Below are 12922 nucleotides of genomic sequence, written 5' to 3' on the forward strand. Positions count from 1 at the left end.
TGAATAAATAAATTTTTGTATGCATTCAATTTTTATATATTTTCCAATACAAAAAATAGCATATATACATAAAACATATTCAATTTTAAACAATAAAAATTTAAAACAAACGAAAATACAAATACAAATTCATTATTAATAACATTAATGGCATCACATATTTATTCTAAAATATTAATTAATATAACGATGCAAATAAAATTTTATTTTTTGGTTGCAAAATCATCATTTTATAAAATTTTATTTAATTACACTAAAACAAAAAATATGTTTAACAATATTTAACTTGAAATATTTTATATCTTACTTGCCCTTGTGGAGTATTAATTCGAACAATATCTCCTTCTTTATGTCCAATTAACCCTCTAGCAATGGGAGAATGGATAGAAATCATACGTTCTTTCAGATTCGCTTCATCATCCCCCACAATACTATACGTTTGTCTATATGTTGTCTCTAAATTTTCAACACCAACTGTCGCTCCAAAAACTACTCTGTCGCCAGTAGAGAGTTTAGCAACATCTATGATATGCGCAGAAGCAAGTTTAGACTCTATTTCTTGAATACGACCCTCACAAAATCCTTGTTGTTCTCTAGCAGCATGATACTCAGCATTTTCTTTTAAGTCTCCATGCTCCCGCGCTTGAGAAATATTTTGTATAATTTCTGGGCGACGAACATTTTTTAAATAATCCAGTTCTTCTCTCAACTTTTCAGATCCACGTAAAGTCATTGGTATACGCTTCATGTTGCACCTTTATCCATATTGCATATGTTTAAACAACCAAGTTACACAGAAAATCATGATCAATTTTAAACATTATATATTTGTATCTTTAAAAAATAAAAATTGTTATGTACTTAATTTCTTTGAAATTTAATTAACAACATCTCTCTTAATATACATCTACTATTTTCGAGGTGGTATATGTTCTATAAAACATCACAAATTACGATACCATGCATGATATTAAAATTTTTTTTAAACTTAGGTGGTACATTATGTATTTTGTTTTAAAATAAAATTAATTAATCTTAGTTCCTACTCATCGTCTTCTGTACGTATAAGAGTTGATTCTTGACTTTGAGTATGATGGACAATAAACCTCATAATATTATTGCATAACGATAATACATTTGTATTATACATAGAAGATATGGAGTAGTAGCGCTCTTTCCATTTTAAGGAACTAATAATATGATGAATCCTTCTTTCCGCCACGTACCGTTCCAACAAATCTATTTTATTAAATATCAACCAACAAGGTTTATTAATTAAACTTTTATTGTAATTGCTTAACTCATTCTTAATAGTAATAATATTTTCTAATGGATCGGAATCATCCGAAGGTGCAATATCAACAAAATGTAATAACATTTGACAGTGTTCTAGATGCTTCAAAAACCGCATTCCTAATCCTAATCCATGAGAAGCACCTTTAATAATACCAGGAATATCCGCAATAACAAATCTATTGTAGTTATTAATTTGTACCACACCTAAATAAGGTATTAATGTAGTAAATGGATAATTTGCCACTTTTGGTTTAGCTGATGATATTATACGAATAAAACTAGATTTTCCAGAATTGGGTAATCCAAACATCCCAACATTTGCTATTAGAAGCAGTTCTAATAGCAAATGTTGGGATTCTCCTGTTGACCCATATGTATTACAAATTTTCTTATGACTCACCACAGAAGATTTAATATGTCCATTTCCCACGCCACGGAGCCCTCCTTTAGCCACCATTAACTGTTTTTGGTGAATACCCATGTATCCCAACAATTTGTTTGTTTTTTTACAACTCACTCTAGTCCCCCACGGGACTTTTACAATAAAATCTTTACCTCTTTTACCAGTACAACCACGACTACGGCCACTTTGTCCATGTCCAGCTCTAAAAACACGATTATAATGAAAATAATTTAAAGTATTAATATTAGGATCTGCTAATAACCAAACATCTCCGCCACTTCCTCCATTACTACCATTAGGTTTCTTCAAAAACGAAGCTCTTCTTCCTGATTTTTGGAAACTAATACACCCATTTCCTCCATTACCAGCAATAACCGTAATATTTGTCATATCGACAAACTTCATACAATATATCCCTAACATATCGTCTATATTTGTGGTATACAAAAATTTTATCACTTAATAAGTGATGTAAATTCACAATAATAGAACCCATTAATGTTATTAAAATAACGTTTTCAGTATTTTTTACTTTTACCGCTATCAAAATGTATAATTATTTTACTCTGTAAATCTGTATAAACACATGAAATGTTTTCAAATGATTTGATGTCCCATTAAACAGCACATACTTCATGTTTACGATACTAGTATGATCATTACTGTAATTATATCAGTGCCGTCTCATCAGGATCTTACCTATATTTTTAAAAATAAGAATTTAATTGTTAAGTAACATTAACTACATTACGTTTTTAATAATGTAGGAACGATACTAATAAATTTTCGACGCAATGCTCCTTTTTGCTCGAATAAAACTTTCCCAGATTTTAAAGCAAAAAGAGTATAATCTCTCCCGCAACCTACATACTTTCCTGGATGAAACCTATTACCACGTTGGCGCACAATAATAGTACCTGACGATACAGATTCACCTCCAAAACATTTAACTCCTAAACGTTTACTACGTGAATCTCGACCATTACGAGTAGAACCTCCAGCTTTTTTATGTGCCATTTTTATTCCCTATTTCTTAATGATTTGGATTGCAATTGCTTATGCTTATTATTTTTATTGTTGTGAAACATTGACGATGTCCTTGAAATTTACGAAAATGTTTACGACGTCTAAATTTAATAATCTTTATCTTCTGATTAAGACTGTGAGCTACAATTTCTGCTATAATTTGTCCATTTTTTACAAAAGGACTCCCTATTTGCAGGTAATCATCACATTCAATAAGCAATATTTGATTAAATTCAACTTGATTACCAATGTCAATACCAATCTGTTCTATATGAATTAATTGGCCTTCAACAACACGATACTGTTTGCCGCCAGTTTGGAAGACTGCATACATAAATAATAATCCATCTCTTGTTTATAATCTGATATTATTCCCATACGTATTCTTATACATTAAAAAAAAATGTTTCTCAACACAATAATAAAATTTACTGCACACTCACAAATATAGTTTAACTTAATACAAATCGACTTGCATACATAAGTAACATATAGATACATCAACATTTTATAGTTATAATAATATTAATGAATATTGATCAAATTTCCAAGCTAACTGAACAAGATATGGAAGATGTGAATTCAGAAATTCACACACGATTAGCATCTGAAATTACTTTAATTAACAAACTTGTTCAATATATTATGAATAGCGGAGGAAAACGAATTAGACCTATGATCACCTTGCTGACTGCAAGGGCATTACATTATAAAAAAACACAGCATATTACTATTGCTACATTAATAGAGTTTATTCATACTGCTACTTTGCTGCATGATGACGTAGTAGATAAATCACACATGAGGCGCGGCAGAACAACTACTAATATAATTTTCGGTAATGCTGCTAGTGTATTAGTAGGGGATTTTATATATACACGAGCCTTTCAAATGATGATTGAACTAGAATCTCTGAAGATACTATCTTTGATGGCAAATGCTGTTAATATAATTGCAGAAGGTGAAATATTACAATTAACACATTGCAATGACCCAACTATTACCATCGATAGTTACATGAAAATTATTTATAGTAAAACTGCTCGTTTATTTGAAGTGGCTTCTCAGTCATCTGCTATTTTAGCAGATGCTAATGCTTGTCAAGAAGAAGCATTACGTAATTATGGACGATATATGGGCATTGCTTTTCAACTAGTTGATGATTTATTAGATTATTCTGGATCAGAAACAGTATTTGGAAAAAATATCGGAAATGATTTAAATGAAGGAAAACTGACTCTTCCTCTTCTACATGCTATTCATCATAGCACCTCAAAACAAGCATCAGTTATAGTTCAAGCTGTTAAACAAGGTAACACACGTCACTTATTAAATATAATTTTAGATACAATGCATCAACATGGATCATTAGAATACACTCGACAATGCGCTGAAACAGAGGTTAATAAAGCTATTTCTTGTCTTGATATTTTACCTCCTTCCCCTTATCGACAAGCATTAGCAAGTTTAGCAGCTTATATAATCCAAAGAATATATTAGATTTTTATCTGTAAAATCATAAATATATACAATACCCAAATTCTACATAAAATATAAAAAGCATAAATCACGACGTTTATACATATATAAATACTTATTTTTTACAAAACATGTAAATATTTTTATTGTTATTAATAATAAAATATAATAATTTCATGTCAATAAACATATTGATTATACAATATATATGACATATGATTTACTTTTAACCTTATTATTTACACAGATAGGAAATATAAATGTATTTCAATCAAGTACCAGCAGGAAAGAATATTCCAGAAGACATATATGTAATTATTGAAATTCCAGCGAATTCTGATCCAATTAAATATGAAATTAACAAAAAAACAGGAATAATATTTGTTGATCGTTTCTTACTAACGCCTATGTTTTATCCTTGTAATTATGGTTATATCAATAAAACTTTATCGCTAGACGGAGATCCAATAGATGTATTAGTACCTACTCCATATCCTTTACGATCAGGTTGTGTAATACATTGCCGTCCTATAGGTATGCTTAACATGATAGATGAATCTGGAGAAGATTCTAAAATCATTGCAGTTCCTCATGATAAAATATCAAAACGATATTCATTAGTTAAAAATATAAGTGATTTTTCAATGTTATTACGCAATCAAATCAGTCATTTTTTCAAAAATTACAAAGAACTAGATTCTGAAAAGTGGGTAAAAATAAAAGGTTGGAGCGATATTAACACTGCTAAAACGGAAATTTTAAACTCTTTTGAACGTTTTAAAAAAAATATGTAATTCTATTACACTTTATATTGGATCTCGCACATTTTATAAAATATTGGTTGCATGTAAATATAAAGTATAAAAAACTAAAAATCAAATTTATATAATAAGTCGATCGCTTGTTGATTACTACCAGACGTAACTTCTAAATACAGTTGCGAACATAGATGATAACGCGCCGTTATCGTTGTCAATAAATCAAAAATACCAATTCCATAGTTAATTTGAAAACCAGGAGCAATATATCCACTTAACGCAACCAACGGTGCAGTACCAATATCTTGAGTATTTAATGTTAAACCTTGAACACCAAATACCTTTCCTATTTTGTTAATAAACTTTTCACTATTCCTGACACTTGCACCAATTAATAACGATGTTACTATATTCGTATCCGTATTAAAAATAATTGCATTTTTACTGTCGCCCAATAAATAAGATGTTATCTCTTTCGAAGAAAGAGATAACGAATTAGATAAAATTTCTATTTTTGGTTGACTAAAAGTCCCGGTGATCCGTGTACCAACTATACTCCCTTCTTTAATACTAGAAGGATCACAAATCGCTTCAATATCAATATATGGTTGATTTATCGCCCCAGAAAATAGTAACTGTCCTTTTTGTATCATTAAATTTTGTCCATATGCTTGAAAGAAACCAGAAGGTATATCAATATGGCCTGTTAATGCTAAGTGATTATTATTATATTCAATTTCTAAATTACCCCTTAATTTCGCACGAAGACCCAATCCGTTAAAATTAACATCGTTACCAAGACACACATTAATATTAGAAGAAAAAGAAATAAATAAATTTTTATCATTATTTAAAATAGGTTGGAAATTATCATCTAGCAAAATTTCTTCTGAAGAAATATTTATTATATTTTTTGAATATTCCTTTACTGCAATATGCGCCCAAGGAATCTCGATATTTCCTGCTATATGAATTTTTTCTGAAGTAATTATACAAGTAATATCAGGAGATATTTTCATTCTTATTTCTGAAGAAATACAAAAATTAATTTGGTGACCTCGTATTTTAAAAAATGCTCGTATATTACTAATAGAATCAAAATTAGTAATGTTCCCATTGACATGCAACCTACATCCGTAATCTGTATCTATTATTCCATTTAATAGAGCATGATCTCCAAAAAATTTTATAAATAGTTGACTATTTTTTACAAAAAATGGTGTATCAGGTTTATTGATATTAAAATTGTGTAATTGAGCTGTACCATAAATTTTTAGGTGATTTTGATATCCGTAAAAATAAATATTTAAGTTTAATAAACCATTAATAGGTTCTTTTAATGAAATCAATGAATTACAGAAAGGTAGTAACGAAGTATTTTCCATATATATATTACCTACTACTTTAGATGTAGTATCTGATTTAGTTATTTTAAATGACCCATGATTTTGATCATCGTGTCCAATATTCATGAACCACTTGCAATACAAAGTAGTTTGTGTTAACACGATTTTCGTGGTTATGTTGTTTATTGTAATCGGAAAATTTGACGGGTCTTCAATAGTACACTTAAAGTTACATTTCTTTACTGACAATGAAATGATACCATTAGGCAATGGTGTTCCTAATATCCAATCACAACACGTACAACATATACGAACGGTGTCCACGTTTATTAATTCTGGTAATAAAATTTTTAAAGAAACTGCATTAAAATCTTTAAATATATCATTCATCTTATTCAATATCTTCGTTTTTAAAATACTGGAAATAGGCATTGTGCAATTAATAATTTCCCAGTCATGCGAATTCAAGATAACTTTTCGAGTCAAATGTTGATAAGTAAGAACCATGTCTTGCATTAGTTTCCATGTTCCTGTTGGAGTAACAATGCTTGTTTTATTAATTTTACTACGCCAAATTTTATGAAAAAGATCTAAATTTCCACAAAGTTTTACTTGACCAGATAACATGTCTCCGTGAGCAATTAAATTCAAATAATGTTCTTTAACATTACCTTGTCCTTGCATAATTAATTGATGTAACGATAAAATTCCACATTTTATCTGATCTGCTTGAAAAAAAATTTTGCTTTGTGTGACAGTATCACAACAAATATCACCATGTACCATTATTTTGTCAACATTAAGGTTCTTATCGCTCCAATACAAAGAACACGCATCAATGCTCAACAATAATCTAGGGGAGTATTTAACAGGACTATATAATTTAAATTTTCCAAATACACTGCCATTTAGACCAGGTACAATCACGTTGCAATCTGGAGCTGAAAACACAATGTTAAAAGTAGAATCTTTTTTTAAGTCTTCTTGTATTTCTAACACGTTAGGGCCCCATTTAATCAATAATGTGGGTATTTTCCATACACCAATTGAATTATTGTATAATACACCTACGCATGAAATACTATTATTTTCCATGCTCCCACTAATATTTAAATCAGATATCATTATATCCCAAGCATTAGGACATACATGTCCTTGCATACTGATATTACCTGACAAATTGACAGGATATTTTAACCACTTTTGAGAAATATTTATTTTGTTTAATACACATACACTATTCCAACTAATCGTATCGTCCCAATTAACGACTCCTTGTATATCCAGATATTCTTCTGATATAGTTATTCTTAGTTTAGAAATAGAACAACTATTAACATCTCCTTGAGCATTCACAACCATATTCACTAATGATGAAAATTTAGAATTACTTAATTGCGATATTATTTGAATACAATAATTTCTTATTTCACCACTTACAGATACATCAATCTCTTCTATTAAATAATCATTCAATCCTAAAAAAGAAAGTGGTATTTTCCTACCTACTACAGATACATTGATAGGTGTACCACATTGCATTATTTTAGTTTTTAATAAAACATGAGCTGTAGAAACAAAACCTAAAAAATCGCAATAAAAACATATTTCATTGTATAATTCTCCTGCTATAACTAATTTTATTTTGCTCACCCCTTTTTTTGCCATATTCATAGACTGATTACTGATCTTAGAATCATACCTCATATAATTGACAGTTATATTTATTGGGTAATGATCTTTGAATATTATGTTACCTATTGCATTAATATATCCATGCGGCAATTCAATGTTCAATTTTATATTTATAGTTTGGTTACATAAATATGTTTGTAAACAAAAATTATTAATAATATAGGAATTATGATTATTAAAAATGTAAAAGTTCTCTCCTGTTATATCCTTCACAATTATATTGACAGGAAGATTAAAAGAAGGTAATTTCATTAATAATTTACTAGACAATGATTTTAATAAATACCTTATATTCCATTGATTGCTATACTTGTATATATCTATCGCATTGGTTGTTATGTTGAATGTCTTGACATTAGAAATATTTAGAACTGCTCCTTTAATATTGATAGGTAAAACTGTCAACAAATTCTTTTGAAATATTAGTCCACCAGTATCTAATTTTATTAGCTCCAATGTAATATTATTTAAATGAACACGAGTATTATTCAATACTATATTCTTCAGTATTATGGGAAACGGGATAGAAAGAATATTGTCTAGTTTTATACTTTCATATTTTTTATATAATTTATTTGTTGTGTCATTTTTTTTTATTTTTATGCAAACATCTTCCAAAAAAAGATGATTAATGTATATTTGTTTATTCCATATATATTTTAGATTTAAAATAACATCACATGCATCAACTTTGATTATACCTATCGAGTTTTCATATACTACATGAGTAACATTAAATTTACCCCAGCCACCAGAAACAGAATCAAATTTTAGACCAGGAATACAATATGTAATTCCTGTAAGAGTCAAATATGTTCCTATATTAGTACCTAATAAAAACACAAAAACCCCACATACTATTGACATCCATGCTAAAAAAATAACACAGATTTTTTTTATACAAATCATAAATCCGGCCCCAAACCGACATATAAATATAAAAACTGACGATTTATCTTACCTTTATGCATTAATGGGGTTGCGACATCCAATTTTACAGGACCTATTGGTAATTGCCAACGCGCCCCGATACCTATACCAGATCTAAGATTATCCCATTTGATATTATTAGTAATCTCCCCTGCATCTATAAACATAGCTCCCCACCACTTATTAATCACATTATACTGATATTCAAACGTAGTAGTAATGAGCTTAGCAACGACACTCTTAAAACATTTAGTATTATCATAAGGATATAAAGATTTATATTTATATCCACGAATACCATTGTCTATGTTAGAAAAAAATCGAAACATTAAACCAATAGATGAAAAATTGTTGGTATCTATCCAACTTAAATTGCCACGAGCCAAAATACGATGTTTTTTTAAAAATGTCCGCACCCAAATATTTTGAACTTGCACAGCAACAAAATTAATATCTGATTTCCAACAATTATTAGATATATTTATTGAGTAACGCTGGCTATCTCCCCAATATGGGATTATTTCACCTCTCTTCCGAACACGGGATATGCTTATCCCTGGATAAATGAATATTATATTTTTAGTGATATAACGATTAGAACAATAATTAAAGTGCCAATGCACATTAATTGAACGTTGCCATTTGTGAGAACAATTCCAATAACGAGCCATATTTACAGTCACAGCACTGGATTGAATGTTATCTGTATCTTCGTGTATCAAACCTCCTTGTAATAAATAATATTGTTCTAATGGATTGGAAAATAATGGAATTTTGTAACTTAAATCAAGAACTTGTTCTGGAGTAGATAAACTAAAATTAGTTTCTAAACTATGCCCATATGCATTAATCCATGGTTTTTTCCAAATAATTTTAGTTCTAGGACCCACGTCAATAGTATAACCAGACCCGATTGCAAAATTATTTTTTGCACAAGGATCAAGAAAAATATCTAATATTATTTTTTTTTTTTGTTGAAGATGCATATAATCTGAAGAAATTGATACTGATTCAAACCAATTAGTGTAAGAAAATCGACGATTTAATTCCATAACGGATGCAGCACTGTAATGTTCTCCCAAGCGTATATTAGATATGTTTTTTAAATAATCCTCCTTAATTTGATTACCATGGAATTTAATTCTTTCAAAAACATAACGCTGACCACTATAAAAATCTATATTCCAAACACTTTGATAACGAGAAGGTATAACAATAAGTTGACTATTTTGGAACTTAGCATCAAAATATCCTTTGAATAAAGCTAAATTATACAGTTTATTTTTAAACTGTTCATAATCTTTGTGACTTAATCTTTTTCCAATAAAAGATTTGCTATCTTTTATTATTTTTTGATAATCAACATCCTGTGCACCATCTCCTTGTATAACGACATTTACTTCAGTTACTATAACTGGAATCCCAGGCTCAACTTTAATAACTAATAAACCAGAATTTTCATTCAAAGACTTAAGTGGGGAAAAAATCAATGTGGGCGCATAATAGCCTAATGGGCGCAGTCCAGTTCTAATTGCATTATCTATTTTTTTTTTAAATCTAAATCTACATATTTTACATTAGTATGTATACTCAATAATTTCTGACGCACATTATAATCTAATTCACTATCTAATCCTTCTACTCTTAAACTGATACTGCTATTACATATTAGTGGTATAAAAAAATATATTATTAAATACAACCTTATTATCATATATTTTTTAAAATCCCGAAAAATATATCGAATCATTAACTATATTGAAGTTTTTATTGAAATAACTTCAATGTTATATTATATATATATATATATATTAATGTATGAACTCAATCATAATATGATTGTGTCTTTTTTATGTATATTACTAGTATCTTACTGACAATGCTGACAAAATAATACTATAAATTGAAAAATTTAAATGCCGACAATAGTTATTGATATTAATTATTTAATTAATATACATACAATCAACAAACCAATTAATACGATGAAACTTGAAAACCAGGATTTAAAAAAGACCGATCAATATTTTTATAGTGCAAAGGCTTGCCGTTCCAATCATTAACTGCAGCGCCAGCGGTTCTAGCTATTACATGTCCAGCAGCTGTATCCCAAATTTTAGTACAAGAAAATCTTGGATAAAATTGAGCGCTACCTTCTGCTATTAAACAAAATTTAAATGAAGATCCAATGTTAACAATTTTATAGTTTTTCAATTTTTTTAAATAATTATATAATTTATATCGATCGCAAGAAAAATCACTACTACGACGACTCATCACTATAATTGGATCACGAACCATACGTACTGTAATGTTTATATATTCTCCTCGATCATTAATCTTCCATACTTGTCCATTGTCTGCAGCATATAATACATTGTACACTGGAACATATACTACTCCCATAATAGGTTGACCATACTCAATGAAAGCAATATTAACAGTGAACTCACCATTGCGTAATAAAAACTCTTGAGTTCCATCTAAAGGATCTATTAACCAAAAACAATTTTTATCTCTACATTCTCTCCATCTAGTAATATCTTCTTCAGATAAAATTGGAATTTTAGGCGTCAAATTTTTCAAATAATACACAATAACCTTATGAGAAAATAAATCAGCATTAGTGATAGGAGATGTATCTAACTTCTTGCACGCATTTAATTTTAAACCTCCGTTATAAATCCTCATAATTTCTATTCCAGCTGTACGAGCAATATAACTTACTTTTTCCACCATTTTATGATAAAAAACCATAACATATATCCTTATTAACTTTTTGAGCGAGCATAAGATAAGCTCAAAACACAACATATTAATCATGTATTTATAAAAATCAACACTTAACTTTAAGTAATCATATAATAATGATTATTAGTTGAAATAAAAGATATACATCTTCATGTTTATATTTTCTTAAAAAAGATGTATCCCTTACTTACATTTCTATTTTGCAATAATTGAAAAGGGTTTATAGAATTTTCTTATACGACTTAAATAATAATAATGAAAATTATTGTATTATTTATGGATTATTTAATTTTCATTATTTAACCAAGAATAATAACGTTTATTTTGGCAAAAATATCGTTATAAATATGAATATTTATATTATATGTACCAATAGTTTTTAATACATCATGGTTAGGTAATCTAATCTGAGATTTAGAAATATTAAAACCAGAAGCGGCTGTGATCGCAGTAGCTATATCACGAGAACCGATAGAACCAAATAATTTCCCTTCAACACCTGATTTAGCTTTAATAGTAATACTACCTAATTTGTTGATAGTTTCTGCGCAAAATTCAGCTTGAGTTTGCGCTGCTATAGTTTTAGATTGTAACTCAAGTTGTTGTGCTTTAAATATTTCAATATTTTTTTTTGTAGATGGTATTGCTTTAGATTTGGGTATTAAAAAATTACGAGCATAACCTGAACGTACGATAACTTCTGATCCTATACTTCCAAGTTTATCGATATTACTTAATAAAATAATCTTCATTGTTATTTCCGTTTATAATATATAAACATTATACTAATTCTCAAGAAACTACAATTACTGATGATGATCAGTATACGGTAGTAAAGAAAGATAACGTGCTCTTTTAATGGCACGTGCTAGCTGTCGTTGATATCTTGCTCGCGTTCCAGTAATTCTGCTTGGAATGATTTTTCCACTGTCTATAATAGAATGCTGTATTGTAATAAGATCTTTATAATCAACATAAATACATTTTTCTGCCGTAAACCTACAAAATTTTCGATGACGTATAAAACGTGCCATAATTAATTAACTCCATACTCTATCATAAAATTCGTACAAATTTAATGAACTTATTTTATAATTAAAAATTATTACTTTTTTAAAATAAAAAGTAATCGAAATATTTCTAGATTTTCAATTATCATTTTCATTGTTAAAATCCACAAACATTTCATTAAAACTAACACAATACTAATAAATATTTATTTAAATAAAACTAATAAC

Annotated in this window: 12 protein-coding genes; 2 read left to right on the forward strand and 10 right to left on the reverse strand. The window is 28.6% G+C overall.

Annotated elements, in window-relative coordinates:
• Positions 1–271: 271 nt before the first annotated feature.
• The 4 genes from greA to rplU form a co-directional block, all read right to left on the reverse strand.
• Entirely contained in the window at positions 272–748 is a 477-nt protein-coding gene (gene greA, locus M9409_RS02300) for a transcription elongation factor GreA (RefSeq protein WP_250226762.1), read from the reverse strand.
• A gap of 294 nt (positions 749–1042) precedes the next feature.
• The gene (gene obgE / locus M9409_RS02305; protein WP_250226763.1) at positions 1043–2104 is read right to left on the reverse strand and encodes a GTPase ObgE; all 1062 of its coding nucleotides are present in this window, start codon (positions 2102–2104) and stop codon (positions 1043–1045) included.
• Between the two features lie 342 nt (positions 2105–2446).
• Complete coding sequence (gene rpmA, locus M9409_RS02310; protein ID WP_250226764.1) at positions 2447–2716, reverse strand: 50S ribosomal protein L27; 270 nt, start codon at positions 2714–2716, stop codon at positions 2447–2449.
• A 16-nt stretch (positions 2717–2732) separates the two neighbouring features.
• Positions 2733–3059 carry a 50S ribosomal protein L21 gene (gene rplU, locus M9409_RS02315; RefSeq protein ID WP_250226765.1) on the reverse strand — a complete coding sequence of 109 codons (327 nt, stop codon included), beginning with the start codon at positions 3057–3059 and terminating at the stop codon, positions 2733–2735.
• Positions 3060–3253: 194 nt separating this feature from the next.
• Here rplU and ispB point away from each other — a divergent pair, with 194 nt between their 5' ends.
• Both ispB and ppa read left to right on the forward strand, forming a co-directional pair.
• Entirely contained in the window at positions 3254–4225 is a 972-nt protein-coding gene (gene ispB / locus M9409_RS02320) for an octaprenyl diphosphate synthase (protein WP_250226766.1), read from the forward strand.
• Positions 4226–4464: 239 nt separating this feature from the next.
• A complete protein-coding gene (gene ppa / locus M9409_RS02325; protein WP_250226767.1) occupies positions 4465–4998 on the forward strand; it encodes an inorganic diphosphatase in 534 nt (177 codons plus the stop codon).
• Between the two features lie 74 nt (positions 4999–5072).
• On the opposite strand, the gene tamB is transcribed toward ppa, so the two are convergent.
• The 6 genes from tamB to rpsR all read right to left on the reverse strand — a co-directional run bounded on the left by tamB (position 5073) and on the right by rpsR (position 12718).
• A complete protein-coding gene (gene tamB, locus M9409_RS02330) occupies positions 5073–8912 on the reverse strand; it encodes an autotransporter assembly complex protein TamB (protein ID WP_250226768.1) in 3840 nt (1279 codons plus the stop codon).
• On the reverse strand, positions 8909–10399 hold the full coding sequence (locus M9409_RS02335) for an autotransporter assembly complex protein TamA (RefSeq protein ID WP_250226769.1): 1491 nt from the start codon (positions 10397–10399) through the stop codon (positions 8909–8911). Before M9409_RS02335 ends, tamB begins: the two co-directional genes overlap by 4 nt.
• Before the next feature lie 74 nt (positions 10400–10473).
• On the reverse strand, positions 10474–10647 hold the full coding sequence (locus M9409_RS02340) for a hypothetical protein (RefSeq protein ID WP_250226770.1): 174 nt from the start codon (positions 10645–10647) through the stop codon (positions 10474–10476).
• A 263-nt stretch (positions 10648–10910) separates the two neighbouring features.
• Positions 10911–11672, reverse strand: a complete 762-nt coding sequence (cysQ, locus tag M9409_RS02345; protein WP_250227204.1) for a 3'(2'),5'-bisphosphate nucleotidase CysQ — start codon at positions 11670–11672, stop codon at positions 10911–10913.
• A gap of 311 nt (positions 11673–11983) precedes the next feature.
• A complete protein-coding gene (gene rplI / locus M9409_RS02350; protein ID WP_250226771.1) occupies positions 11984–12436 on the reverse strand; it encodes a 50S ribosomal protein L9 in 453 nt (150 codons plus the stop codon).
• A 54-nt stretch (positions 12437–12490) separates the two neighbouring features.
• Positions 12491–12718: a 30S ribosomal protein S18 gene (rpsR, locus tag M9409_RS02355; RefSeq protein ID WP_250226772.1), complete on the reverse strand. Its 228-nt coding sequence runs from the start codon at positions 12716–12718 to the stop codon at positions 12491–12493.
• Between the last annotated feature and the right edge of the window lie 204 nt (positions 12719–12922).

It is taken from the genome of Blochmannia endosymbiont of Camponotus sp. C-046 (assembly GCF_023585865.1).
Classification (GTDB): domain Bacteria; phylum Pseudomonadota; class Gammaproteobacteria; order Enterobacterales; family Enterobacteriaceae; genus Blochmanniella.

Bases quoted from the DNA above. Each gene is read 5' to 3' on its own strand.
- greA (WP_250226762.1), bottom strand. From the start codon at position 748: ATGAAGCGTATACCAATGACTTTACGTGGATCTGAAAAGTTGAGAGAA.
- obgE (WP_250226763.1), bottom strand. From the start codon at position 2,104: ATGAAGTTTGTCGATATGACAAATATTACGGTTATTGCTGGTAATGGA.
- rpmA (WP_250226764.1), bottom strand. From the start codon at position 2,716: ATGGCACATAAAAAAGCTGGAGGTTCTACTCGTAATGGTCGAGATTCA.
- rplU (WP_250226765.1), bottom strand. From the start codon at position 3,059: ATGTATGCAGTCTTCCAAACTGGCGGCAAACAGTATCGTGTTGTTGAA.
- ispB (WP_250226766.1), top strand. From the start codon at position 3,254: ATGAATATTGATCAAATTTCCAAGCTAACTGAACAAGATATGGAAGAT.
- ppa (WP_250226767.1), top strand. From the start codon at position 4,465: ATGTATTTCAATCAAGTACCAGCAGGAAAGAATATTCCAGAAGACATA.
- tamB (WP_250226768.1), bottom strand. From the start codon at position 8,912: ATGATTTGTATAAAAAAAATCTGTGTTATTTTTTTAGCATGGATGTCA.
- M9409_RS02340 (WP_250226770.1), bottom strand. From the start codon at position 10,647: ATGATAATAAGGTTGTATTTAATAATATATTTTTTTATACCACTAATA.
- cysQ (WP_250227204.1), bottom strand. From the start codon at position 11,672: ATGGTGGAAAAAGTAAGTTATATTGCTCGTACAGCTGGAATAGAAATT.
- rplI (WP_250226771.1), bottom strand. From the start codon at position 12,436: ATGAAGATTATTTTATTAAGTAATATCGATAAACTTGGAAGTATAGGA.
- rpsR (WP_250226772.1), bottom strand. From the start codon at position 12,718: ATGGCACGTTTTATACGTCATCGAAAATTTTGTAGGTTTACGGCAGAA.